Below are 24,485 nucleotides of genomic sequence, written 5' to 3'. Positions count from 1 at the left end.
TTTATGAAAAAGAAATACAGTACCCTTTTTACAGTACTACAGTTCGCAATGATTTTGATGTTTGCACTTTTTTTAAGGATGTTTGTTTTAACACCTGTAGAAGTTGTTGGCATTTCAATGGAGCCAACTTACCATGAATCGGATCGCTTGTGGCAGTCGTCTTTAGTTAGTCCAAAACGATTTGACATAGCAACATTTCCTAGCCCACGAGATGGGAAACGAATCGTTAAGCGGATTGTTGGAATGCCTGGTGATACACTTAGGATGGAAAACGATCAATTATATATTAATGACAAAAAATATGACGAACCTTATTTGGCTGAATTTAAAAAAGCTTTGACAGATGGAATGCCTTTGACTACCGATTTTACTTTGGAAAATAGTGCGGCAGGTCCTGCCACAGTTGTCCCAGATGGAAAATATTTTGTGTTAGGAGATAACCGTCGAAAAGCGGATGATAGTCGTTATTTTGGTTTTGTAGATGAAGAGGATATTGTGGGGATCGTTTATTTCCGATATTATCCGTTGAATAAGATTGGCGTGCAATAAACTTATTATCCACGTATCACAAGCTGACTTTTGGAGTCATTTTATTAAAGGCTGTATAATGTAAAAGATGCATTATATAGCTTTTTTTGTGTATGAATAATGAAAAATACTTACTAATTTCCGAGAGTAAATCAACTATAGAAAGGATTGTAAAAAATGGAAAACTTCCCTGAACGATTAGAGGGCCGCTGGATAATACGAGGGACTAACTTTCCTCTTTGGCTATCGAAAAAGCGTAGTGATCCTACTATACAATATGAAAAATCCGAAAATTCTCCCCTCAAATTTTTGGATATTGTTACTTATAACAATAATAGAGGGCAACAAAAAAAGATTATCGGAATAGATACATATAAACAAAATCACTTTGTTTGGCGTGGGAAAGGGCTCTTAGCTATTTTAAGTAGCAAATGGTCCATCTTGACTATTACGGAGACGATTTTAGTTATCAAATTCGACCGCTCTTTTTTAACACCTGCCGGAATTGACATTTTGGTTCGAGAAGGCATCGATATCGATGATCCAAAACAATTTATTTTAGATTGCTTTGAACAGTATTCCCTTACTGCTAGTGAACTCAATAGTCTAGTTTGGCTTTAGAAACTTGAAGCCTTGCAAAAAAAGCAGAACAATAGTCTACATAGTGACCTTTGTTCTGCTCTAGCCTTACTCCTGTAACCCAATCGCTAGCTGATACAATGGAATTAATTCTTCATATGTCTTCAACATATATTCACAGGCTTTTTCTGGATCATTCAACAAATCATCCGTCTTTCTAATGATTCGTCCAATTTGAAACTCTCCTTTTTTCACATCACGAAAACGAGTAAGATGCTTCTCCAAATCCGCTTCATTCAATCGTTCAATTTCGGGTTGTGTATGATCGATCGACAAATAAAAATCATCATCTAATTGCTCAAATAACGCTTGATTGTCTAAAAAAGCTTGCGCAATTTCTTTTTCATTTTTAGGATTATCAATTAGTGATAACCACATGAAAAGATAGTCTGGCCAAATACCTAATTGGAAATGAGCTTCCATTTTATAGCCGCGTTTTTTCTGACTTAATGCAGACCATGTATTTTCTGGTGGATAAACTGTTCTGCGACGGTGTTGGGCAATGTGAACAAAAAATTCTGTTTCAAGTCTTTCGCCCAATCTTTCAGCAAAATAATCATCTAATTCTTGAAATTTTGGTTGGATCGTGGAACGAATACCAGCCATCCTTGGGTCTAATCCATCTATTGTAAAAACATCAAAATCTTTTTCAGTAAACATCAACATGTAGTCATTTCTCCTCTGAGCTGTTCTGTAGGTTAGTTATGCAATTTTTGCCATTCTTCGAGCGTGATACCGCGAATAATATCTGTAACGACTTTCCCTTTCCACATCCGGGCATTCGGGATATTGCCTTCTACTTTCATACCTATTTTTTCCATCACACGACCAGATTTGGGATTATCGATATCATGCGTTGCAAAAATACGCATCAATTTTAGCTCTTCAAAGCCTAAACAAAGTAGTTTGTGTGCCGCTTCTGGCATATAGCCATGTCCCCAAAATACCTTGTTTAAAGAATAACCAATTTCTGCAATATTATGCTGATCTACCACACGCAAATCGATCGTTCCAATAAATTTTCCAGTCGCTTTTAACTCGATGCCATATTTGCCAAGTGGTGCTGCTATGAAGTAGTTTGCAATACTTTCTTTAGTGTCTTTAATAGACTGATGAATTGGGAAAACATAGGTGACCGTTTCTTCATCGGATGCATATTCGTGCATATCATTAGCGTCACTTAATGTCACTGGACGTAACTTTAAGCGTTCCGTTTCCAAATATTGATTTTCTGCAAAAATTAAATTGCGATTGATGACAATCTCCATAATTCCACCTACTTTTCATACTACTTTACAGAAAGAAATGCTTATAGGCAAGAGGAAAAATATAAAATATAAAATTATTTACTGACTGCTTCTTTGATAAACGTACTAACTTCTGCACGTTTTCCTTCACTAAGCAGCTGAACGATCTTGCTACCTACGATCACGCCCGCACAACTTTTCCTAAAACGTTCCACATGTTCTTTAGATGATACGCCAAATCCTGCTAAAACTGGTTTATCACTGACTTTTTGAATATATGCTAAATGTTCATCTAATGTTTCTTGATAATTTCGTCCTGTGCCTGTTACACCGTTGACTGCCACCGCATAAATAAATCCTTCTCCTGATTCTACTAAAGTTGGAATTCGATCTTTAGGTGTGGTTAAAGCAATCAGTGGTATCAACGAAATATCACTGTCTTTTAGTAATGGTGCTACTAATTCTTGATGCTCATGTGGTAAATCAGGGATGATTACTCCTTTTACATCCGTTTCAGCTAAATCGTGAATAAATGTTTCTAAACCATAGGTAAAAATCGGATTGAAATAGGTCATGATTACTAAAGACGTTTTAGTTTCGATTTTTTTTAACTGCTGGATTATTTTCTGCAATGTTACGTTATTTTCTAAGGCTCTTAGGCCAGCCGCTTGAATTATTGGACCATCTGCAACTGGATCTGAAAATGGAATCCCTAATTCGATAGCACTAGCTCCAGCTTCTGTTAGTAGTTGGATTTCATCGGCTAACTGATCTAGACCTTGCGCACCTGCCATGATATATGGAACAAAAATCGTTTCATTTGCTTGTTGTTTTGCTTTCAATTGCCTCGTTAGTGTTTTCATCCGTTTCCCTCCTGTTCAAACAATCCTTTGATTTGCTGTACATCTTTATCCCCACGTCCTGAAAGGCAAACGATGATTTGTTTATCTGGTCCAAGTTCTTTTGCGACTTTTAGCGCATGACTAACAGCGTGAGAACTTTCTAGAGCTGGAATTATTCCTTCTGTTTGGCATAAAATTTTAAAAGCCTCTAACGCTTCTTGATCGGTTACTGATTCATAACTTGCTCGTTGCGTTTCGCTTAAATGACAATGCTCCGGTCCAAGTCCAGGATAATCCAAACCAGCTGAAATCGAAAAGGCTTCTAAAATTTGCCCATCATCATCTTGTAATAACTTCATCATCGTCCCATGTAATACACCTGTTTTCCCTTTGGTGATCGATGCTGCATGTGATGTTGTATCTAATCCTAATCCCGCTGCTTCAACACCAATCAGCGCGACATCATCATTGATAAACGGATAGAAAATCCCCATCGCATTACTGCCACCACCAACACAAGCAACGACTGCATCAGGTAATTTGTTTTCTACTTCTAAAAATTGGCGTCTTGCTTCAATTCCGATAATACTTTGATAATCTCGGACGATTTCTGGAAATGGATGAGGACCTAACACAGACCCCATCACGTAATGGGTATCTTCAACATTAGCCACCCAAAAACGTAATGCTTCGTTTACCGCATCTTTTAAGGTTTGACTGCCTGACGTCACACTTTCAACTTTGGCGCCTAATAATTCCATCCGAAACACATTCAATGATTGACGAGCCACATCGACCGCTCCCATAAAAATCGTGCATTCCATCCCAAACAAAGCAGCAACTGTAGCAGTTGCTACACCATGTTGTCCTGCCCCTGTTTCTGCAACAACTTTTTTCTTACCCATTTTTTTCGCCAATAAAATTTGTCCGATCGTATTGTTGATTTTGTGGGCACCCGTGTGATTCAAGTCTTCTCTTTTAAGATAAATTTTAGCTCCACCAGCAAAATCTGTTAAACGTTCGGCAAAATACAACGGATTTTCCCGTCCAACATATTGTTTTAAGTAGTAATTCAATTCAGCTTGAAATGCTTCATCTTCTTTTGATGCTTCATAAACTTCCTCTAATTCTTTGACGGCATACATCAATGTTTCTGGAACAAATTGTCCCCCAAAATCTCCATAAAACCCTTGATTTGGTTGATTATACATGATCTTCCTCCTTGGCTTTTTTTAAAAAAGCAATGATTTTTGTTGAGTCTTTGACCCCGTTTGTTTCAACTCCACTGGATACATCAACTGCATATGGATCGAATCTTTTTTTGGCTTGCTGCACATTTTCTGGAGTTAGACCACCTGCAATAATGATTTTTTTAGTTTTGATAGCACTAGTATCTAATTGCTGCCAATCGAAAACTTCACCGTTGCCGCCGACAAATTGTTTGGGCGGTGCATCGAAAAGTAGAAATTCTGCGGCGGTTTCTTCCATGCGTTTTTCTTGCTCCATTCCGTCAACTGGTATCGCTCGGATCAGCGGTACTGAAAAGTTTTCTGTCGTTGATGCCCCATGAATTTGCACCATATCAAGTCCAGCTCGTTGAATGATTTCTTCTACGTCCGATTGGGTCGGTGAAACAAAGACACCCACTTTTTTTACTTCTTTTGGTACATTTTTCGTAATTTCTTTGGCTTTTTCAGGGCTGATCTGTCGTTTACTTTTGGCAAAGACAAAGCCAAGATAATCTGCGCCATAAGCTACTGCCACGTCTACCTGTTCTTTGGTTTTCAAGCCGCAAATTTTCACTTTCATCGCAAGACCTGTAATTCTTTGACCTTGGCTTTCGGATCATTTTCTCGCATCAATCCTTCTCCCACTAAAATAGCTTGATAGTTTTCTTTTACCAGAGTAATTTGTTCACTCGTTGAAAAACCGGATTCACTAATATAAATAGCATCTGTTTTTTGATTTTTCCCCAACATTTGACTCACTCCAATCGAAACCTCAAAAGTTTTCAAATTTCGGTTATTTATGCCAATTAATTGTGCTGATAATGCTTCAGCAATTCTTAGTTCCTCTTCATCATGGACTTCTACTAAAACTTCTAGCCCTAATATCGTTGCCTTTTTATACAGTTCTGCCAATTTTTGTTTGGACAAAGCCGATACAATCAATAAAATAATCGTCGCTCCAGCATTTCTCGCCCGAATCAGTTGTTTTTCATCAATAATAAAATCTTTGCATAAAACAGGAATCGTCACTTGTGAGGTTACTTGTCTTAAATCCTCGATCGATCCTTTGAAGAACACTTCATCTGTTAATACAGAAATTGCTGTAACGCCCGCTTGTTCATACGCTTTTGCCTGTTCAATCACGTTGACAGATAAATTAATTGCGCCTTTTGAAGGGGACGCTCGTTTGACTTCCCCAATGATATGCATTTTTTCGGGATGATCTTTGACTTGCTGATAAAACGAGTATGTTTTTCGTAGTGGTCTAATTGTTTCTAATGACATTGCTTTCACTTCTTGTTTCTTTTCATTGATAATTTTTTCTAAAAAATCCATTTAAGCAACCTCCTTTTGCACTTGGATCAGCTGTTGAAGTTTATCAAATGCAGCACCGCTGGCCACGCAATCTTTTGCCAATAAAATTCCTTCTTGAACAGTTGATACTTTTCCATTGCTGAAAAAACCTAAGCCAGCATTCAATAAAACAGTGTCTAAATAAGGACTTGCTTGATTTTTCAAAATAGCCAACAGTATCTTAGTGTTCTGCTCAGCATTACCACCGCGAATCGCTTCTATAGGAAGACGAGTAAAACCAAACTCTTCTGGTTCGATCGTATGCATAGTGATCATCCCCTCTTCTAGCAAAGCAAAATGTGTTGTTCCAGCTAACGTTGCTTCATCCAAACCGCCTGAACCATTGGCCACTACCGCCCGTGTACGTCCCAATTCTCCTAATGTTTTTGCTGTTTCTTCTAATAAGTCTCGCCGATAAGTTCCCATTAATTGTGAATTTAAAAGTACAGGATTCGTTAGTGGACCAATCAAATTTAAGATGGTTGGTGTTCCTAGTTCTTTGCGAACTTTCATGACATATTTCATTTTCGGATGCATATGAGGCGCAAAAAGAAAGACCAATCCGACTTCATTCAATACAGTACTTAATTTATCTGGTGAAAGGGCAAGATCTACGCCTAAGCATTCAAAAATATCTGCACTGCCTGATTTACTGGAAATACTACGATTGCCGTGTTTAGCCACAGATACGCCCCCTGCCGCTAAAACAAAGGCAGCGGTTGTACTAATATTGAAACTGCCAGATTGATCACCACCAGTTCCACAATTATCCATGACATTTTCTTTTTGACAATCGATAGTCACCGCTTTTCTCTGGATCGTTTCAGCAATTCCAGCCATTTCTTCAGCTGTTTCTCCATTACATTTTAACGCTGTTAAAAAAGCTGCAATTTGACTATCAGTTAGTTGACCTTCAAAGATTTTTTCCGCTACTTGCTGCGCTTCTATACGCGTCAAATGTTCATTTCTAAAAACTTTCTCAAATAGATCTTTCATATCATCGTTCCTCCATTAGTTGGATAAAATTTTTAATAATCACTGCCCCCATTGACGTTCCGATGGATTCCGGATGAAATTGTAGTCCAAAAACAGGATATGTTTGATGTTCGATCGCCATGATTTCCTGATCCTCTGCCGCAGTTGCTGTAACTATGAATTCTTTTGGTAGTGTTTTTTGATCAATGACTAATGAGTGATAGCGCATCACTAAATATTCATCGAAGGTTCCTTTAAAAAGTTGGCTGGTTTTATCTGTGTTAATAACGGATTGTTTACCGTGACGAATTTCTTTGGCTGTTATTACCTTAGCGCCAAATACCTCACCGATTGTTTGATGCCCTAAACAAATACCTAATAATGGTTTCCGTTGATAAAATTGCTGTATAATTTCTTTTACATAGCCTGTTTCTGCTGGCGTTCCAGGTCCTGGTGAAATTACAATTGCGTTTGCTTGTTCTGCCAATCGAAAAATATTCGTTGAATCGTTTCGAATGATTACTACATCGTGATCTGTCCCAATCAATTGAGCAAGATTGTGTGTAAATGAATCATAATTATCGATCAGTAAAATCATTTTCCCACCTCCAAAAGTGCTTTGGCTTTTTGCAACGTTTCTTCATATTCTTTCGTAGGATCAGAATCATAAACGATACCCGCTCCTGCTTGCACATAAGCTTTATTTCTGTGGATGACCATCGTTCTTATCGCAATAGCAAAATCAGCTTGATTATTTTTAGATAAGTAACCCACTGCTCCTGCGTAGATGTTTCGTTTGACGGGTTCGATTTCGTAAATACGCTGCATCGCTCGGATTTTTGGCGCACCGCTGACTGTTCCAGCAGGCAACGTCGCCTTTAATGCATCCATCGCGGTCAATCCTTTTTTTAATTTTCCTGTTACGACTGAGACTAAATGCATTACAAAGCGATACTTTTCAACGATCATATAAACAGGGACGTTAACAGTTCCTATTTCACTCACTTTCCCAACATCGTTTCGCCCTAAATCAATCAACATTAAATGCTCCGCACGTTCTTTTTCATCGGTGAGTAGCTCTTGTTCTAAAGCCAAATCTTGTTCCGGCGTTTGTCCTCTTTTGCGCGTTCCCGCAATTGGATTCGTTGTTACAAGATGGTTTTTGACACTGACTAGACTTTCTGGAGATGATCCAATCACGTACGTTTCACCAAAGTCGAGAAAATACAGGTATGTTGATGGATTGGTAACACGTAATCTGCGGTAATAATCGAAAGGTTCTTCTTCAAAATCAGCTGTTAAGCGTTGCGAGGGAACCATTTGGAATAGATCGCCTTGCTTGATATAATCTTTTACTTTAGTGACTACTTGTTCAAAGCTTTTCTTGGTAAAATTGCTTTGATAATTCAATTTTTTTAAATGGATTTCTTTATGCTCTTCTTCATTTGGCATTTTCAGTTCGATTATTTTTTGCTTGATTGCTTCGTTTAATGCATCTTCACTTCGTTTAGAGTAAGTATCTGCTTCGACCAAAAAGATTGTTTCACCGACATGATCAAAAATCAAATAAGAATCGAATAGATAAAAGTGGCTATCTGGAACATTTAATTCATCAAATGGCAACGCCCCTAAATCTTCATAACACGCAATCACATCATAGCCAACATAACCGATTGCTCCACCTTGAAAAGGAAGTTCTTTTACGACTTTTTCTTTCTTCAATACATGTTTTTCGATTTCTTTTAATGGATCTTTTACCGTGCTCGTTTGTCCATTAATTGTTAACTTTTGACCAAAACAAGTGATTTCAGAAACGGCATCCCATGCAATGATCGAATAGCGCCCTTTGCTTTTGTCTCTAGGAATGCTTTCTAAAAGGCATTTGTTTGTTCCTTTAATTCTTAAAAATGCGGATATCGCAGTTAGATAATCTGCTTGGATTTCTTTGATTAATTGCATGTTATGTCCTCTTTTCTCATTTTTTATTTTATAGTTTGATAGATCGCTTTGTAGTGATTCTCTAGTACGGTAACTTCTCTCGCTTACACGCCTTGTACTGTTCATCATCTACTCTAGCGTAACCATTCAATTCTTAGTGCTCCTGCTCTTAGGTATTGATGTGATTGAAACGTAGTGTGGTGATTCTCTAGTACGGTAACTTCTCTCGCTTACACGCCTTGTACTGTTCATCATCTACTCTGGCGTAACCCTTCAATTCTTAGTGCTCCTGCTCTTAGGTATTGATGTGATTGAAACGTAGTGTGGTGATTCTCTAGTACGGTAACTTCTCTCGCTTACACGCCTTGTACTGTTCATCATCTACTCTGGCGTAACCCTTCAATTCTTAGTGCTTCTGCTCTTAGGTATTGATGTGATTGAAACGTAGTGTGGTGATTCTCTAGTACGGTAACTTCTCTCGCTTTGCTCGCCAAGTACTGTTCATCATCTACTCTGGCGTAACCCTTCAATTCTTAGTGCTCCTGTTCTTAGGTATTGATGTGATTGAAATGTAGTGTGGTGATTCTCTAGTACGGTAACTTCTCTCGCTTTGCTCGCCAAGTACTGTTCATCATCTACTCTGTCAAAGCCAGTCGTAGTGATTCACAGCAAAAAGCCCTCACAAAACAGACTTCTATCTGTTTTGTGAGGGCGAATAATAGTATCCACGGTACCACCTCAATGAAAAGTGTATTTCTTTTTAAGTAACCTTTGGCTTGTGTCCACTATTAACTAGATTAGATCATAGCCTAGTAAGGTTGCTTCTCTCCCTTTGCACACCTTGTACTGTTGATCATCTGCATTGGCAAAGCCAATCGTACTCCTTTACTTCTTAGAGCTTTAACTCTTAGAAATTAATGAGATTGAATCGCTATGTAGTGATAAACAATAAAATAAGCCCTCAAACCACACAAAATCTGTGGTTTGAGGGCGAAAAATTCACGGTGCCACCTCAAGTTCGAAAGAAATTCTTTCCTCTTATCAGTCGTCTATCAACGACCTTACTCTATAACGGGAGTTCCCGAAAATGCCTACTAACATTCAACATTTCGCTCGAAAGTCCATTCACAACCCATCCCTTACTGATTCACAGTCCCATCAGCTCTCTGAAAAGTTCCAGTGTTGCTACTCCTCTTTCTCAAAGCTTTGCTATTGAGAACAATCATATTAGAGTTTTCTAATCTTGTCAACTGTTTTTTTATATAAACAGCAACTTTTTCCTCAAGTTTTTGACGGATCAGTATTTTCTTTAATGATTTCTACAATTGTTTTTGCTGCTAATTCCATTGACTCTAACGTGATAAACTCATATTGCCCATGAAAATTTTCGCCACCTGTAAATAAATTAGGAGTTGGAATACCCATAAAAGAGATTTTTGAGCCATCCGTTCCACCACGAAAAGGGTGGATATCCGGTTTGATGCCCAGATTTTCCATTGCTTTAACTGCAAGTTCTACAGGTGTCATATCTTTTTCGATGATTTCTTTCATGTTGTAGTATTGATCTAGAAAATCGATCGTGATTCGTTCTTTGTCAAATGAGCTGTTTAATTCGCTAACGATCTCTGCAAGTTGTTCTTTTCTCTTTTGGAACAGTTCTTTGTCATGATCTCGAATAATATACGTCAACTCAGCATGATCCAAACTACCAATAAATTTCGTCAACAAATAAAAACCTTCATGCCCACGCGTTTTTTCAGGAACTTCTGCTTTCGGTAATTGGGCATCTATATTCTCACCCAATTTGATTGCGTTGACCATTGTGCCATAAGCCGCACCAGGATGGACACTGGTACCTTCGATCGTGATCACAGCTTGTGCCGCATTAAACGTTTCATATTCAAAACAGCCCACTCTTCCGCTATCTATCGTATAAGCAAAGGCTGCTGGAAAATTAGCTGCATCAAAACGGTCTGCCCCACGTCCGATTTCTTCGTCAGGACCAAACGCAAGTAATACTTTCCCATGAGGAATTTCAGGGTGTGCCAATAAATACTCAACTGCATCTAAAATTTCTACAATTCCAGCTTTATCATCCGCTCCTAAAAGAGTTGTTCCATCTGTTGTGATCAAGGTTTGACCGATGTAATCTTTTAGATTTGGAAACTCTTCAATCTCCATGATGATTCCCAGTTTTTCATTCAGTACAACATCTTGACCGTCATAGTTTGAAAAAATGTTGGGTTGAATATTCTCAGCATTGTAATCTGCTGTATCCAAATGAGCAATAAACCCGATCGTTGGTACATTCTTGTTTGTTGTTGCAGGTAAAACAGCCGTTAAAAAACCATTTTTTTCATTGTAATGAATGTCAGAAAGTCCAATTTCAACTAATTCTTTTTCAATGATTCTTGCAAAGTCCACTTGCCCTGGTGTCGTTGGAACTGTTTGACTCGCTGCATCAGAGCGAGTATTCACTTTGACATATCGGATAAATCGTTCTAATAATCCAGTCATCGTATCCCTCTTTCATTTCAAATTTTAGCTTATATTGTGTTTTCTACTCCTCTAGATAAGCTGTTCTCAGATTGAAATAGTCACCATATAAGTGATAACTGATCCCTTTAATTTTCGGATTGATCAAATAGTTAGACGCACTTTGATACAGTGGCACTTGCGCGGCACCTTGATCTAATAAAATATCTTCCGCTTTTTTATAATCATCAAATTGCTTGTCTGGTGTGTTTGCATTGACTGTACGGGCGTCCGTAACCAACTTATCATAGTCAGCGTTTTTGTATGAACCATAATTATACGCAGACTCTCCAGCATATAAGTTAAAATAAGAATCTAAATCACTGCTACCCGCGATCCAGCCAGATAATGAAAGTTCATAGTTTTTATCTTTACGTGTTTGCAATAGATTATTTTTTGGCTGCGCATTGATCGTGATTTCTAAGCCTTTTAAGTTTTCTTGTAATTGACTTTGGATATATTCAGATATTTTCTTCCCATTATCATCATCAGAAACCAATAGTGACAACTTAATATTATCCCCTAAATCCGCTTTGGCTTTTTCCCACTCAACTTGCGCTTTTTTCACGTCATGAACCAAATGGTCACCGCTAAATTTTCTAAAGTCTTCAGAAGTTTCAGGATTTTTGTATAAGTCGCTCGGAATCAAACCATTTAACGGTTTTGAGCCATCATTCAGCACACTTTTCGTTAATGCATCTTTATCGATAGCTTGAGCAAGCGCTTTTCGTAAGTGCGTATTCGCAAGCGCTGTGCCTTCTTTTTTATTGAAATCTAAATAATTATTTGCTACATCTGAATGCGTTACATAACCGACATCGTCGCTATATTGTTGCACATATTGACCACTGATTCGAGTTAAATCTAATTCATTTGATTGGTATAAATTAATTCCTGTGTTTTCTTCTTTGATTGTATTCACTTTAACTTCTTCTAATTTTACTTTATCAGCATCATAGTATTCAGGATTTTTCTTTAGTGTCCATGTATCAGATGATGCATCCCAATCTGTTAAGATAAATGGTCCACTGTAAATCAAATGATCGCTGTCTGCTGCGTACTCTTTTCCTTGTTTCTCAACATAAGCTTGATTTTGCGGAGCTAACCATCCAATTGAAACAACTGCTAAAAATGAGGGTTGCGCCTGTTCTAATACGACGTCAAATTCTTTATCGCTTGGCGCTGAAAGACCAATCTCGTCAACAGATTTCTCACCATTACGAATTGCTTTACTGTTTTTTACATTGTCTAACAGGTAAGCATTTGGGCCAATCGTTGCTGGTGTTACAAGTTTTTTCCATGAATATAGGAAATCTTGCGCTGTGATTGGTTCGCCATTGCTCCATTTTATATCCTCTTTCAGTATAAATTTATACGTTAAACCATCTTCACTGATATCTACTTTTTCTGCTAAACCAGGAATCGGTGTACTATCATCATCAAAACGATATAGCCCTTCAAAAAGATGTTGAACGATCGTGAAAGTATTTTTGTCCATTGTTTGTGTTGTATCTAAAGTTGAGATCGGTGCTGGTGAGCTGATTTTAATTTTTTGACTTGCTGCGATTGTCCCGTCTTCGCTTTTAGTTGTTTCTTTTTTGTCGTTGCCCCCGCATGCGGTTAGAATTAATCCCGTTAGTACTGCACTTACGACTAATAATTTTTTCTTCATTTTATTTCCCCCTTCAATATCTTTATACATTAAACTACTCCTACCTTGTTTGTGTAGATGTCAGGAAAGCTGATCATAAATGAACATAGATGTAACTTCTCTCCCTTTGGTCGCCAAGTATTGTTCATCATCTACTCTGACATAGCCAATCGTAGTGATTCACAACAAAAAACTCTCATCCTATAAAAGGACGAGAGTTTTAAACTTTCGCGGTACCACCTTCAATTGACTTATATAATAAGTCCACTCTTTCAGTACAAACATACTGAGGCGCTATAACAGGCGCACCTGAATTGACCTTAACTTGTTCGATCAATTTGTTCAAAGGCCATTTTCTTTTCCATGTTCACTGTCTCTTTCCACCAGTCGAGACTCTCTTTGAGTTATCTGAAAAATACTTTCCTTATCTTCACATTTAATTTTAATAGATAATGTATTATATGGATTGTAGCATAAATTTTTAGCGAGAGTCAACAGAGTTTTTTTCATTTTAATCGAACATAATGACTTATAAACCCTCTTCTCTGATACCCCTTAATGTAAGAATAAAAATACATCCGAATTATAATCTATTACTTTGTTCTCTATTTCTTATAAAATAAATTCTTTTTTTGATAAAACGCTCTGTCTTCTTAATGATATACTTTAATTGTATCAAAATAATTTGGTACTATTTAGGAGGAGAAGGTAAAATGAAAAAAAACAAAAGATTTGCTAGTTTAGCGTTGGTTACTTTACTAGCGCCAACATTATTGAATGCACAATATGCATTCGCTGAAGAAGCTCCGTCAGTTCCTTCAGAGCAACAAGAGGTCGTTCCAGAAAAAGAACAGCCTGAAGCTGAAAAAGAAGTTGAACCTGAAAAACAACCAGAAACAGAGGCTAAACCTGAAACACCTGTAGAGGAAACTAAGCCTGAAAGCAAACCAGAAAAAGACCCTTCAAAAGAAGAGGCTAAACCTGAAGCTGAAAAAGAAACAAAAGAAAAAGAACAGCCTAAAGAAGACAAAGCTGCTACAACTGTAACTGTAATGATCAGCCTTATTGATCAAACAACAGGTACAACTCAAGTTATCCCTATTGCGGGTGAAGTTGGTACAACTAAAAATATTGGTCTACCTTTAGAAGCTGGACGATATGAATTTGTATCTACCTCAGATGGATTGGCAATTCCTATTGTTGATGAAACAGGTCAATTAGGTTTACAGCTGACATTCCCAAACTCTAATACAGGTATTCATAATATTTCTGTCACTGTTAGACAACTAGCTGGCATCGTGGGAGGAAATGTCTTTGTACTTCACCTTGACGATTTAGGCAATGAATTAACAGAAGCGCTAACTGTTTTAAATGGTTTTATTGGTGAAAACTACACAACTGTAGCCCAAAACATTCCTGGTTATACGCTAGTAAATACACCTCTTAACAATAACGGTTCGTTTACAGAAACTGAACAGACAGTCATTTATCGCTATGATCGCATACAAACAACTGTTAGTGTCATTTGTGTTGATGAAAACGGCGAACCTTTAGGTGAAGTCGTTTCCCAAGTTGGTAAGTTTAAGGATACTTTCACTATTACAGCGCCTGAAGTACCTGGTTATGAATATTTAGGTATTTCTCAAGCAACCTATTCTAATCCTTCTACAACATTTAGTGGATCATATGGTTTAGAAGATCAACACTTCGTTGCTACTTATAGAAAAATTGTTGAAGTACCAGCGACTCCCGCTGCCCCAACACCAAGTATCCAAACAGCAACAATTCCTAACCTATTAGAGCAAGTTCCTGTCAAAACAGAACTTCTTAACAATAAGCAATCTAAAAAAGATCATAAAAAATTACCTGAAACTGGCGAGGCTGAAACTAGTTCTTTAGTCGCTTCTATCGGACTAACAATCATTGCAGGTGTCTATTTCACTAAGAAAAAAAGAGAAGATCAATTTAGCTTATAAAATATAATAGAAAACAGGACATACGTCATTAGTTGACATATGTCCCGTTTTTTATTGTTTAGTAAAAATTATTTCAGTGATTTTGCCACATCTTCAATCATCAAGTGCGTAGACTCTAATCCACCACCACTTAGGTACCAAACATCAGGTTGTAAAGAAATAACTTTACCATTTTTCCCAGCATTTGTTTGTTTTACTAACTCATTATTTTCTACATTATCATTCGTATCGTCGCCACCGATTGCTTTCGTACGGTCAACAACGAATAAGATATCTGGATTTTTTTCTAAAACATATTCATAAGAAACACTTTGGCCATGCGTTGATGCTTCGATTGCATCATCTGCTTGTTTAAAGCCAAAAGTATCATGAACGATACCGAAGCGAGAACCCGTACCATAAGCTGAAAGTTGTCCTTCATTGACTAGAACAACTAACGCTTTTTCATCACTTGCTTGTGCTTTTTCTTTAACATCAGCAATTTCTTTTTCTAAATCGGCAATTTTCGTCTTCGCTTCGTCTTTTTTATCGAAGATTTCAGCTAGTGTTTCAATATTTTTCTTGGTAGAGTTCCATGTATCCTTAGCATCTACTGATAGGTAAATCGTTGGAGCGATTTTGCTTAATTTGTCTTGGAAATCTTGTTGGCGACCAGAGATAATGATCATATCTGGTTTCATTTGGTTGATTTTTTCCAAATCAGGTTCTTTGATACCACCTGCTGATTCTACTTTTTTGTAGCTTTCTAAATATTTAGGTAGGTTTTTCGTTGGCGCACCAACAACGACATCCCCCATACCTAACGCATCAATTGTATCTAGGGATCCATTATCAAAAACAACGACTTTTTTAGGGTTTTTAGGCACTTCTACCGAGCCGTTTGAATCTTTTACTGTGATCGTTGTTGCTGCATCTGAACTTGATTCTTTAGAAGCTGAACCGTCTGTCGCTTTTTTCCCATTGTTACCACATGCACCTAATGTAAGTAGTGCGATCATAGAAACAGTTGCAATTGCTAAGAATTTCTTTTTCATTTTATTTCCCCCAGTTTAATTAATAGTTTAAAATTCTTCTATTACATTTGAATGTGTTTGTTCCACTTTTCTAATTAAAATACATACAAAATCTTTTTCCTTCAATTTCACAAATTCGGATGTTCATATCATAAAGTTTATTCAATACCTCAGATTGAATAATGTCATCTGTACTACCATGTGTAAACAGCCGACCGTCTTTCATTGCTACGATTTCATCTGCATAGCTCGCCGCAAAATTGATGTCATGCAGTACAATAATGACCGTTTTACCAAATTCATCCACCAAACGCCGTAATGTCTGCATCATTTGAACTGCAAAATTCATATCTAAATTATTCAATGGCTCATCTAGTAAAATATAATCCGTATCCTGCGCCAAAACCATCGCAATATAAACTCGTTGTAATTGTCCACCTGACAATGTATCGATCAGTTCATCTGCCAATTCCAGCAATCCAAGATTTGCCATTGCTTCTTCAACTTTTTCATGATCTTCTTTTTTTAAGCGACCTTTACTATAGGGGAAGCGGCCGAAATTAACTAACTCTCTAACCGTAATTTTCAGATTGATGCCATTCGTTTGTTTTAAAATCGATAACTTTTTAGACAGTTCACTTTGTTTCCACGTTTTTACTTCGTTGTGGTCTAAATAAATCTCACCAGTGTCTTTTGGAATCAAGCGGCTCATCATCGAAAGCAGCGTACTTTTACCTGCTCCGTTTGGACCAATAAAAGCTGTCAATTTTTGCTCCGTAATGGGCAATTGAACCTCTGAAACAACAATCTTTTCACCATATCTTTTTGAAACATTTTTGATTTCGATCATCTGCGCTGCTTCCTTTCACTTATAATCTTTCCGACAAAATAAACACCGCCGCCAAATTCGATTACAATACTTAACGTCGTATTCAACTGAAACACTTGCTCTACAAGAAACTGTCCAAATACTAACAAAAGGATGGACAATAAACTACCGCCTAAAAATAACTCACGATGTCGATAGGTACCCATCAGTTGATAGCTCATATTTGCCACAATAAAGCCAAGAAAGGTCACAGGGCCCACCAAAGCAGTCGAAAGTCCGATCAATCCACTAATCACAGTCAATAAGACAAACTGAAATCTCGGAACATTGATCCCTAAACTAGTTGCTTGCTCATTTCCTAAATGCAAAACATCTAATGCATGACTTTTAAGCCATAAAAATCCTACTAATAACGTAATCAAAATTCCAGCAATCAATAGATGCTGACTATTCACATTCCCAAAACTAGCAAATAGCTTACCTTGCAGTAAATCATATTCATTCGGATCCATCACGACCTGCAAGAATGTGCTGATACTATTGAAAAATGTTCCTAAGATAATCCCGATCATCAATAGTAGAAACAGATCATTACCGCCTTTTTTCAACAAGAAGCGAGACAACATGATACTCGCACTTACCATTAATAAGACATTCAAAAGAAATGTAGCGATCGTTTCATTGCCTAAAAGTTGCTGCCCACCTAAAAAGAAAAACAGCAAGGTTTGAATAAAAACATATAATGAATCCAGACCCAAAATATTTGGCGTTAAAAAGTGGTTCTGTGTCATCGTCTGAAAACTGATTGTTGAAAATGTTGCAGCGATCCCGACGAACACAAAAGCAAGTAATTTTTTCCCTCTAAGCTCTAAAGCAAAGGCCCAGTTTCCATAAGTTTTATAGGATAAATACAAAGCGCAAACTACAATCACGGCAACCAACAGTAAAGTGATTTTTATCGCGGATGACTGGAAGAATTTTTTCATGCTGTTTTCCTCCTCATCAATAATGCGATAAAGATAAAGCTGCCAAGCACACCGACAACAACGCTGACAGGCACTTCATATGGTGCAATCACGACACGAGCTAAAACATCACAAGCTAATAAAAAGATACTTCCACCAACTGCTGTGATTGCCAGCGTATTTTTCATATGATCGCCATAACGCATCGACACCAGATTAGGAACGATCACGCCTAAAAATGGAATATTTCCCACCATAATCAAAACAACCGCACTAGATAAAGCCACAATCCCTAACCCAAATAATTGGATACGCTGATAATTTAATCCCAGATTGGTTGCCATATCTTCCCCCATACCGACAACTGTAAAGCGATACGCAAAAAGATAGGTGATGATCAATAAAGGAATCGTCAGATAAAGTAATTCATAATTTCCCTTCATCACTGTAGAGAAGTTTCCCTGCAGCCATGAAGACATATTCTGAACTAATTGAAATTGATACGCAAAAAATGTTGCCACCGAACCAATGATATTTCCAAACATCACACCAATCAGCGGAATCATGACTTGATTTTTTGCAGGTAAAAACCGTGTTAAATAGATAAAAATCAATGTACCGCCAAAAGCAAACAAGAATGCGATAAAAGACCGGAATAATAACGGCGCACTGGGAAAAAGAATCATCACGACTAAAATTCCTAAACGTGCGCTATCCATCGTACCTGCTGTACTTGGCGAAACAAATTTATTCTGTGTTAGATGTTGCATGATCAAACCAGAAATACTGATCGTACTTCCAGCGATTACCAAACTAATCGTTCGTGGTAATCGTGTTGTTAACAATACTAATTGTTGCTGTGAATCCCATTGAAATAATTGTGTCAGAGAAATATCTTTCACCCCGACAAAAATCGATGATACAATCAAAAGGAGTAAGAGAACAAATAGGCCTATTTTTTTCATATACTTGCTCCGTTTTTCTACTTGCTAGAATGATAACTTCTCAAGAACTGAACGAACTTGTTCAGCTTTTCTAATTGTCTAGCCTTACAAGCTAGTTCTTCGGAAAAAAGATAAAACTTGCTCATGCCAAAAAGCGGCACAATCACGCTTTCCTATTTTTCTGTCAGAACTGAACGAACTTGTTCAGCTTTTCTAATTGAGAATGATTTTCATTCTTACTTATTAGTCTATGCGAAATTAGTAAGAAAAGCAATACCTTTTTAGCTTTTATTCATTCTCAATCAGCAAGGGAATTCAGGTCTTTTAGGTGTTTCCTGTTTGTTGTATGCTATAATTTGAAGTAAGACTATATGGAAGCAGGTTAGATAATTAATGGCACAAGATGACTTACAGAAACATTTAGATAATGCAATGTATGGCACCCCGCTACTGAAACCCGAAGAACAGCGGAAATATATGGGAACATTCCGCGAAAGATGCTATCTGACGATGACAATAACACAGATGAAAAATACTGAGGATAAACGTAATTTCTTAAACGAACTCACAAAACACCCTGATGCTACGGTCCTTTTAAACGGGGCAATGGCTATTGATTTGCAATCGTCTTATATCAAGCTGATCAATGAGCAAAAAGTAAAATTTACAGTAGTCAATGATTTTGTTGAGAATACACCAGATGCTTTAGGGCTAGTGTTAACGGCAAAAGAGGCGGTAAATGAAGAAATGATCGATGTTGAGCTTAAGTATCCTAAGCAAACTTCAGTAAATCAAACAGAGCAACCTAAGAGAAAGTTCTGGCATAGATTGTTTCATTGAACAACTTCAGTTTCTTGCTAGATTAAGGTTTTAAAGGTATTTGTCTTATAAGTACTACAATCCAGGAGCAAATATCTTTTCTTTATAAAACGATACTAAAAATAAAAAAGAAGTTTAGATTTACCCCTAAGAGTTGTATCTAAGCTTCTTTATATCCAAATAAACGATGAAAAAACATTTCCCCATTTCCCGTAGCTAAACGCTTTTATTTCACTTTCTTTTCCATTCAATTAATCATGCGATAATCTAGATTTTCAATTTTATACATAGGCCAAATTCTGGTTGTTACTACCCCAATTATGTCCTTTTTATCGACTAAACCAAAATATCGGCTGTCCGTTGCATATGAACGATTATCACCTAATACCAAAAATTTCTCCTTGGGAATTTCCCCATGTCCCGTTAACGTAGTCGCAGTAAAGTCTTCTGTAAATGTTGTTTTCAATTCTTTAGATTCAGCTATTTGCTCACCAATAAACGTTTCATCTTTTATTTCACCATTAATTATTAAGGTATCATCCCTATAAACAACTGTTTCACCCGGCATTGCAATCACGCGTCTAATGTATTTCTCTTTTGAGTTTGGCATTTCAAAATAAATTAAGTCAAATGAACGAATTTTCTTTTTCTTATCCACAAACACCCAATCTCCTCCGTGTATCGTCGGAATCATTGCATATCCTTCAACTTTAAGTATTGCATAAAAAAAATTGAAAAAAAAGAGAAGTATTGTTGCTGTGCTAATAATTGCCAACATCATTTCAAGTAGTAACATCTTTACTTTTTCCCAGTAGGCCTGTTTACTACTCTTTTTTACTGCTTTTATTTTCTTCTTAACAGCCTTTTTCTTTTTGCGAGGTTTATGTGTAAGCGCAACCTCCGGAGCCTTTTTCTTTTTTGCTTTTTCCTGTACATTTTTACTTTTTTCTTTCACTTTCTTTTTAATTACAACTTGTCTACATTGCTTTTTTCTTTTTCGATTCTTCCGTTCATCATTTTTCACTTGTTGCTCATGTCTTTGCCGTTTTTTCGACTGTAACTTCAAAGACACCCTTCTTTCTTAGCTATTATTTTTTCTTAAATGCCTCTTCATTTACTTTGTAAAATGCAAAAACTTTTTTCTGATATTTCTGAACATTTTTTATATCTTCTATAAACTCATCAACCATTTCCTGATTTCCATAAATTGAAATGTAATTAGAAACTGTATTAGTTCCAAACTCTTTCATCGCCCTGTAATATCGGTTCAATACAAGTTGTCCTTCTTCGGTATTGACTGAACTAGCTTGTTTTGCTCCGTAACTTGCGATTTTTCCAGATAATACGCGCAAATTATTCTCAGCCTTTTCTTTACTACCTTCTTCACTTCCAGCTCTGTTCAACTCATTTGTCATATCTTTCAATAAATAATATCCTTGCGCAATAGAATCAGCGTCTTTTGCCATTAGATTGGTTGATTGATAGTAATACAAATAACCAACTCCACCCCCAAAAATAATGCAGGCAAGAAAACAAACAATTGCATTGTTTCTTCTCTTTTTTTTCTTTTTTAGCAACTTTCGTTTTTCAAGCATTAACATTTTACGTTTGCGTTTATTCTTTATACGCCTTCTCTGCATTTTTTTTAGTTTACTGCCCGCCTGCCAAGAAAGGAGAAAAAAAAGGGGAAACAAAAGAAATGTCAATACGGCTAACGATATACCACTAATAAGTATCCAATCAAATATTGTCACTTTTTTCACTCTCCTTATTAATCATTCATAATTTCACTCAGTCCTTTTTTTTCTTTTCTTGATCATTGAAAGTTCTTTCTTTTTTTTTGCTCTGCGTTTATTCACTATGCGAATACCAATAAAAATCACAATTAATACACTCATTACACTAGCTATAACCATTGCAACTAACTTCCAATTAATACCACGAGCTTGTACCAAGCCAAGATCTTCCTCATTAAATTTATCTGCTTCTTCATTAGAAATACTGAATTCTTTGGTCCATTCCCATTTTTTTTTGCCTGAGGTTGCCAATACATGAGCTCGATATTTACCAGGTACCATCTTTTCTCCTCCCATACTTACAGGGAACTTGATATTAGAGTTAGGTGCCATTCTCATAGATTTTTTTTTCGTTTCATATAACACTTCGTCACTCTTCAAGGGCATGATTTGAGCTTCTAAAGTAAGATCATTTAGAAAATTAGCTTTAGTGTTGGATGCATCAATAAACACTGCATTACGATAATTTGATTGTCCAGCAACTACCTTGTTTAATTCTAGCTCTGGCTGAACTTTGACATCACTTTCTTGAAGTACCATTGCTACAACATAAGCATACTTATTAATGATCGCTGTTCCTTCTTGCTTTGGCTTATTTGCATCATCTTGTTTCTGTAATTGAATTCCCCCAACAATCACTCCGTCATAAGAAGATTCTGGCATAGTAATCATAAAATCTAACATCTTCTCTGATTCTTTGGGTACTTCAATACTTTCTGGTGCTTTTACTAAATCTGTGAAATCATATTTTAATGATGCATCATTTTCTAGAGCTGTCGGCCCATATTCTAATACGCCATTCATATTCGTTTTAGCACCATTCAACTTGACATTAACTGCTATATCTTCATCACTATAATTTTTCACTAATATTTGAACTGTTTGTTGTTGTCCAGGTTGCATTTTTAAGTCAAAATATCCCACTTCTTGTTGTTGATTTTCAGGAAATTGTAGCTCATAAACAAACCCTGCTGCGCCACTCTCATCTTTCTTTTCATTAGCATACCCAGTTTGAGAAAAAGTGATTGTAATCCCAACTAAGAAAAAACTAAGATAGACCAACCATTTATTTTTTTGCCTTTTCATATGTACATCCTTTCCAGTGAAATAAGGACACTAATCGAAAAAATGATCAGTGTCTTATTTCAATTCTTTGTTCATTAATAAAATTTATGTTTTAAGCTTCAGGAGTTGCTGCTGGTGAAAATTCAATAGACCAAGTAATTTCAGCTTCATAGTCGCCTTCACTAATATTGATTCCAGCTGGTACAGTAAGTTTCACACCATCTTTAATTGAACCTTTGGCAGCTTCACCTTTTTCATTTTTCATATCTAAATCAGATTGACCAAATTCAGCTGTATAAGTTCCTAATCCTTCTACGCCAGTTGAATCATTGTTATCAAACACTAATGCTGATTCAGCAGCCCCTTCAGCTAATTGGAAGTCAAGAACAGCTGTTGTAGCCGGCCAACTTGTAGTAACCATGTCAGAATTCAATAATCCATAACGATAATCAATCGTTGCACCTTTTAACGTATCAGTATCGCTTCCTGCTAATGTAAATTGCTTCGTCATTTTTGCTTTAATTTGATATTTGTGATCGTTTCCTCCACGCTTATCTGTCCAAGCAACATAGTTACCACGAGTTACATCTACACCAGCTGAATTAGTCATAGAGACCGCATTAGCCGAATAAACTTGAGGTTCTGTATAAACACCAATTTTTTGTGGTGGGAAATTTAACGTTGTTACACGATCAATTGTAATTGCACCAAACGTATCGTTGTCAGTAACATCATCAGGATTTTTAGGATCTACACTGTCTTTGGGATTTTCTGGGTCAATATCTTTATTATCGCCAGTATCCTGTGTATAGTTAATTTTCCCCTTTCCTGTTGTTGTGTGTTCTGCTGCATTGGTAGCAGTTGGTACCGCTACCCCAATAGCTATTACTGATAATAATGCTGCTTTACATAGTGTTTTTACTTTCATTTTTGTTCCTCCTATTTTTTGTGTGTTATTTATTAAGGCAACTCGGCTAATACCCAAGTCAACTCCGTTTGATATTGTACCGCTTGAATATTTGTTTCATTTGGTACGGTTAAAAAAATTGAATGGTTATCATAAACTTGCTGGTTTTCAAATTCTGAATCCAATACTGGTGTGCCAAATTCATCAACCTTCGGCTCCAATGTAACTTTTTGATTTCGAGGATTACTTTGAGAGGCGCCAAAAATAATGACCCATTGTCCTTTCCCCTGCCCTGATTGAGCAGTTGCAAGCGGGAATGTAGTTGCTTGTTTGTCTACCATAATAGTATCTTTGGATATCTCTGGTGCTGTATCCAAAGAACTAGTAACAGAATTGACCCATATATTATCAAAAGATAGTGATGCACCTTTTAATTCTTTCTCTGTGCTTTTAGCTCCTTCTAGGGTTGTAAATTGTTGTTCTTGGCGAACTTGCAGTTCCCAACCTTTAATTCCGGGACGAGAATCTGTCACCTGAATATAATTCCCTCTAGCTTCTGTCCCATCATGGAACAATTGAGCATTGGCGTAAAATTTACGATCTGTCTTGGTAATTTTATTGTGTCCAAATTTCAATTTCGGAGCAAAATCAAAGCGTAATAATCCATCAGTTGAAGGTCCTGGTCCAGGATCTACCGGTTTTTCAGGATGCTCTGGGTCTACTGGATCTTTAGGTAATTGCCCCTTCATCTTAATAGTTCCTTTAGAAGTTATTTCATGTTCTTCGGCAAAATGGGATTGTGCTTGAGCTATCAAAAATGCAACAACACAGACTATTGATAATACAAATTTTTTTCCCATAATATCTAGCCACCATTCCCATTTTTTCGTTTTTGTTTGAGCAAAAGGTAACTACAGAAAAATAGTACCGCAATCCCACATACACCCAGTGAACCTTTTACAAATTCACCAGTTGAAGGCAATCTTCCTTTAGGTTTTTCTGGTTTTTCTGGTTTTTCTGGTTTTTCTGGTTTTTCTGATTCGGAACTTGCTTCCTCTAGTTCCGGTTCTGCTCCTTTTTCTTCATAGAAACTAACTACACCATTTGTGCCAACTTGTCCCCCTATTTGATTTTCATCAGCAAAGACTATTATCGTATGGCATTTCCCAAACACAACCAATAAGAAAGAAATTAGAATTGTCATATATAATTTTTTTTTCACTGTTTTTCTCTC

General features: G+C 36.8%; 25 protein-coding genes and 2 other annotated features. Of the genes, 4 read left to right on the top strand and 21 right to left on the bottom strand.

The annotated features are described in order from the left end of the window. Window positions 1-3 precede the first annotated feature (3 nt). On the top strand, window positions 4-549 hold the full coding sequence (lepB, locus tag IGJ02_RS01470; protein ID WP_430602969.1) for a signal peptidase I: 546 nt from the start codon (window positions 4-6) through the stop codon (window positions 547-549). Window positions 550-705: 156 nt separating this feature from the next. Further along, window positions 706-1,149, top strand: coding sequence for a hypothetical protein (locus IGJ02_RS01465; protein ID WP_430602967.1), 444 nt, complete (start codon window positions 706-708; stop codon window positions 1,147-1,149). A 66-nt stretch (window positions 1,150-1,215) separates the two neighbouring features. Here the strand turns inward: IGJ02_RS01465 and IGJ02_RS01460 are convergent, their stop codons facing one another. From IGJ02_RS01460 to IGJ02_RS01410, 11 genes are all read right to left on the bottom strand, one after another. Next, on the bottom strand, window positions 1,216-1,833 hold the full coding sequence (locus IGJ02_RS01460; protein ID WP_430602966.1) for a DUF1054 domain-containing protein: 618 nt from the start codon (window positions 1,831-1,833) through the stop codon (window positions 1,216-1,218). Window positions 1,834-1,865: 32 nt separating this feature from the next. Then, window positions 1,866-2,435 carry a GNAT family N-acetyltransferase gene (locus IGJ02_RS01455; RefSeq protein WP_430602965.1) on the bottom strand — a complete coding sequence of 190 codons (570 nt, stop codon included), beginning with the start codon at window positions 2,433-2,435 and terminating at the stop codon, window positions 1,866-1,868. Window positions 2,436-2,509: 74 nt separating this feature from the next. Beyond that, window positions 2,510-3,277, bottom strand: coding sequence for a tryptophan synthase subunit alpha (gene trpA, locus IGJ02_RS01450; protein WP_010761830.1), 768 nt, complete (start codon window positions 3,275-3,277; stop codon window positions 2,510-2,512). Next, window positions 3,274-4,467 (bottom strand): tryptophan synthase subunit beta, encoded by a 1,194-nt coding sequence (gene trpB, locus IGJ02_RS01445; RefSeq protein WP_430602963.1) that lies wholly within the window; start codon window positions 4,465-4,467, stop codon window positions 3,274-3,276. The genes trpA and trpB overlap by 4 nt, the downstream gene beginning before the upstream one ends. Continuing rightward, a complete protein-coding gene (locus tag IGJ02_RS01440) occupies window positions 4,460-5,065 on the bottom strand; it encodes a phosphoribosylanthranilate isomerase (RefSeq protein WP_430602962.1) in 606 nt (201 codons plus the stop codon). Before IGJ02_RS01440 ends, trpB begins: the two co-directional genes overlap by 8 nt. After that, window positions 5,062-5,820, bottom strand: a complete 759-nt coding sequence (gene trpC, locus IGJ02_RS01435; protein WP_430602960.1) for an indole-3-glycerol phosphate synthase TrpC — start codon at window positions 5,818-5,820, stop codon at window positions 5,062-5,064. The genes IGJ02_RS01440 and trpC overlap by 4 nt, the downstream gene beginning before the upstream one ends. Then, on the bottom strand, window positions 5,821-6,834 hold the full coding sequence (gene trpD / locus IGJ02_RS01430) for an anthranilate phosphoribosyltransferase (protein WP_010761834.1): 1,014 nt from the start codon (window positions 6,832-6,834) through the stop codon (window positions 5,821-5,823). A gap of 1 nt (window position 6,835) precedes the next feature. Then, window positions 6,836-7,411 (bottom strand): anthranilate synthase component II, encoded by a 576-nt coding sequence (locus tag IGJ02_RS01425; protein ID WP_430602959.1) that lies wholly within the window; start codon window positions 7,409-7,411, stop codon window positions 6,836-6,838. Beyond that, window positions 7,408-8,772 (bottom strand): anthranilate synthase component I, encoded by a 1,365-nt coding sequence (gene trpE / locus IGJ02_RS01420; protein WP_430602958.1) that lies wholly within the window; start codon window positions 8,770-8,772, stop codon window positions 7,408-7,410. Before trpE ends, IGJ02_RS01425 begins: the two co-directional genes overlap by 4 nt. A 962-nt stretch (window positions 8,773-9,734) precedes the next feature. After that, window positions 9,735-9,962, bottom strand: a binding site (T-box leader). A gap of 70 nt (window positions 9,963-10,032) precedes the next feature. After that, on the bottom strand, window positions 10,033-11,268 hold the full coding sequence (gene pepT, locus IGJ02_RS01415; protein WP_430602957.1) for a peptidase T: 1,236 nt from the start codon (window positions 11,266-11,268) through the stop codon (window positions 10,033-10,035). Between the two features lie 43 nt (window positions 11,269-11,311). Then, on the bottom strand, window positions 11,312-12,958 hold the full coding sequence (locus IGJ02_RS01410) for a peptide ABC transporter substrate-binding protein (protein ID WP_430602956.1): 1,647 nt from the start codon (window positions 12,956-12,958) through the stop codon (window positions 11,312-11,314). 183 nt (window positions 12,959-13,141) lie between these two features. Next, window positions 13,142-13,377, bottom strand: a binding site (T-box leader). Between the two features lie 273 nt (window positions 13,378-13,650). On the opposite strand from IGJ02_RS01410, the gene IGJ02_RS01405 reads away from it, so the two are divergent. Continuing rightward, window positions 13,651-14,913 (top strand): MucBP domain-containing protein, encoded by a 1,263-nt coding sequence (locus tag IGJ02_RS01405; protein ID WP_430602954.1) that lies wholly within the window; start codon window positions 13,651-13,653, stop codon window positions 14,911-14,913. A 68-nt stretch (window positions 14,914-14,981) separates the two neighbouring features. Here IGJ02_RS01405 and IGJ02_RS01400 read toward each other — a convergent pair whose 3' ends face one another. The 4 genes from IGJ02_RS01400 to IGJ02_RS01385 form a co-directional block, all read right to left on the bottom strand. Continuing rightward, window positions 14,982-15,947, bottom strand: a complete 966-nt coding sequence (locus tag IGJ02_RS01400; protein ID WP_010761840.1) for a siderophore ABC transporter substrate-binding protein — start codon at window positions 15,945-15,947, stop codon at window positions 14,982-14,984. Window positions 15,948-16,017: 70 nt separating this feature from the next. Further along, window positions 16,018-16,776 (bottom strand): ABC transporter ATP-binding protein, encoded by a 759-nt coding sequence (locus IGJ02_RS01395; RefSeq protein ID WP_430602953.1) that lies wholly within the window; start codon window positions 16,774-16,776, stop codon window positions 16,018-16,020. After that, window positions 16,773-17,741: an iron chelate uptake ABC transporter family permease subunit gene (locus IGJ02_RS01390; protein ID WP_010761842.1), complete on the bottom strand. Its 969-nt coding sequence runs from the start codon at window positions 17,739-17,741 to the stop codon at window positions 16,773-16,775. Before IGJ02_RS01390 ends, IGJ02_RS01395 begins: the two co-directional genes overlap by 4 nt. Further along, window positions 17,738-18,685, bottom strand: a complete 948-nt coding sequence (locus IGJ02_RS01385; protein WP_010761843.1) for an ABC transporter permease — start codon at window positions 18,683-18,685, stop codon at window positions 17,738-17,740. Before IGJ02_RS01385 ends, IGJ02_RS01390 begins: the two co-directional genes overlap by 4 nt. 372 nt (window positions 18,686-19,057) lie before the next feature. Here IGJ02_RS01385 and IGJ02_RS01380 point away from each other — a divergent pair, with 372 nt between their 5' ends. Continuing rightward, a complete protein-coding gene (locus tag IGJ02_RS01380) occupies window positions 19,058-19,504 on the top strand; it encodes a YueI family protein (protein WP_430602951.1) in 447 nt (148 codons plus the stop codon). Between the two features lie 226 nt (window positions 19,505-19,730). On the opposite strand, the gene lepB (IGJ02_RS01375) is transcribed toward IGJ02_RS01380, so the two are convergent. The 6 genes from lepB (IGJ02_RS01375) to IGJ02_RS01350 all read right to left on the bottom strand — a co-directional run bounded on the left by lepB (IGJ02_RS01375) (window position 19,731) and on the right by IGJ02_RS01350 (window position 24,473). Beyond that, on the bottom strand, window positions 19,731-20,507 hold the full coding sequence (gene lepB, locus IGJ02_RS01375) for a signal peptidase I (RefSeq protein ID WP_430602949.1): 777 nt from the start codon (window positions 20,505-20,507) through the stop codon (window positions 19,731-19,733). A gap of 64 nt (window positions 20,508-20,571) precedes the next feature. After that, window positions 20,572-21,237, bottom strand: coding sequence for a hypothetical protein (locus IGJ02_RS01370; RefSeq protein WP_010761846.1), 666 nt, complete (start codon window positions 21,235-21,237; stop codon window positions 20,572-20,574). Between the two features lie 33 nt (window positions 21,238-21,270). Next, window positions 21,271-22,365, bottom strand: coding sequence for a DUF916 and DUF3324 domain-containing protein (locus IGJ02_RS01365; protein ID WP_010761847.1), 1,095 nt, complete (start codon window positions 22,363-22,365; stop codon window positions 21,271-21,273). Between the two features lie 91 nt (window positions 22,366-22,456). Beyond that, complete coding sequence (locus tag IGJ02_RS01360) at window positions 22,457-23,272, bottom strand: WxL domain-containing protein (protein WP_010761848.1); 816 nt, start codon at window positions 23,270-23,272, stop codon at window positions 22,457-22,459. A gap of 32 nt (window positions 23,273-23,304) precedes the next feature. Continuing rightward, window positions 23,305-24,111, bottom strand: a complete 807-nt coding sequence (locus IGJ02_RS01355) for a WxL domain-containing protein (protein ID WP_010761849.1) — start codon at window positions 24,109-24,111, stop codon at window positions 23,305-23,307. A 5-nt stretch (window positions 24,112-24,116) separates the two neighbouring features. Next, window positions 24,117-24,473, bottom strand: coding sequence for a hypothetical protein (locus IGJ02_RS01350; RefSeq protein WP_430602947.1), 357 nt, complete (start codon window positions 24,471-24,473; stop codon window positions 24,117-24,119). Window positions 24,474-24,485: the final 12 nt, after the last annotated feature.

It is taken from the genome of Enterococcus sp. DIV0724b (genome assembly GCF_050531475.1).
GTDB lineage: Bacteria > Bacillota > Bacilli > Lactobacillales > Enterococcaceae > Enterococcus_L > Enterococcus_L haemoperoxidus.
Note: the sequence above shows the minus strand (reverse complement) of the source record. Positions and strands in the feature narration are given on the sequence as shown.

Coding starts and splice junctions, on each gene's coding strand:
- IGJ02_RS01380 (WP_430602951.1), top strand. CDS start 19,058: ATGGCACAAGATGACTTACAGAAACATTTAGATAATGCAATGTATGGC.
- IGJ02_RS01400 (WP_010761840.1), bottom strand. CDS start 15,947: ATGAAAAAGAAATTCTTAGCAATTGCAACTGTTTCTATGATCGCACTA.
- IGJ02_RS01410 (WP_430602956.1), bottom strand. CDS start 12,958: ATGAAGAAAAAATTATTAGTCGTAAGTGCAGTACTAACGGGATTAATT.
- IGJ02_RS01440 (WP_430602962.1), bottom strand. CDS start 5,065: ATGAAAGTGAAAATTTGCGGCTTGAAAACCAAAGAACAGGTAGACGTG.
- IGJ02_RS01385 (WP_010761843.1), bottom strand. CDS start 18,685: ATGAAAAAAATAGGCCTATTTGTTCTCTTACTCCTTTTGATTGTATCA.
- trpC (WP_430602960.1), bottom strand. CDS start 5,820: ATGGATTTTTTAGAAAAAATTATCAATGAAAAGAAACAAGAAGTGAAA.
- IGJ02_RS01455 (WP_430602965.1), bottom strand. CDS start 2,435: ATGGAGATTGTCATCAATCGCAATTTAATTTTTGCAGAAAATCAATAT.
- IGJ02_RS01460 (WP_430602966.1), bottom strand. CDS start 1,833: ATGTTGATGTTTACTGAAAAAGATTTTGATGTTTTTACAATAGATGGA.
- IGJ02_RS01405 (WP_430602954.1), top strand. CDS start 13,651: ATGAAAAAAAACAAAAGATTTGCTAGTTTAGCGTTGGTTACTTTACTA.
- pepT (WP_430602957.1), bottom strand. CDS start 11,268: ATGACTGGATTATTAGAACGATTTATCCGATATGTCAAAGTGAATACT.
- IGJ02_RS01425 (WP_430602959.1), bottom strand. CDS start 7,411: ATGATTTTACTGATCGATAATTATGATTCATTTACACACAATCTTGCT.
- trpE (WP_430602958.1), bottom strand. CDS start 8,772: ATGCAATTAATCAAAGAAATCCAAGCAGATTATCTAACTGCGATATCC.
- lepB (WP_430602969.1), top strand. CDS start 4: ATGAAAAAGAAATACAGTACCCTTTTTACAGTACTACAGTTCGCAATG.
- IGJ02_RS01360 (WP_010761848.1), bottom strand. CDS start 23,272: ATGAAAGTAAAAACACTATGTAAAGCAGCATTATTATCAGTAATAGCT.
- IGJ02_RS01395 (WP_430602953.1), bottom strand. CDS start 16,776: ATGATCGAAATCAAAAATGTTTCAAAAAGATATGGTGAAAAGATTGTT.
- IGJ02_RS01365 (WP_010761847.1), bottom strand. CDS start 22,365: ATGAAAAGGCAAAAAAATAAATGGTTGGTCTATCTTAGTTTTTTCTTA.
- IGJ02_RS01355 (WP_010761849.1), bottom strand. CDS start 24,111: ATGGGAAAAAAATTTGTATTATCAATAGTCTGTGTTGTTGCATTTTTG.
- trpA (WP_010761830.1), bottom strand. CDS start 3,277: ATGAAAACACTAACGAGGCAATTGAAAGCAAAACAACAAGCAAATGAA.
- IGJ02_RS01390 (WP_010761842.1), bottom strand. CDS start 17,741: ATGAAAAAATTCTTCCAGTCATCCGCGATAAAAATCACTTTACTGTTG.
- IGJ02_RS01465 (WP_430602967.1), top strand. CDS start 706: ATGGAAAACTTCCCTGAACGATTAGAGGGCCGCTGGATAATACGAGGG.
- trpB (WP_430602963.1), bottom strand. CDS start 4,467: ATGTATAATCAACCAAATCAAGGGTTTTATGGAGATTTTGGGGGACAA.
- trpD (WP_010761834.1), bottom strand. CDS start 6,834: ATGAAAGATCTATTTGAGAAAGTTTTTAGAAATGAACATTTGACGCGT.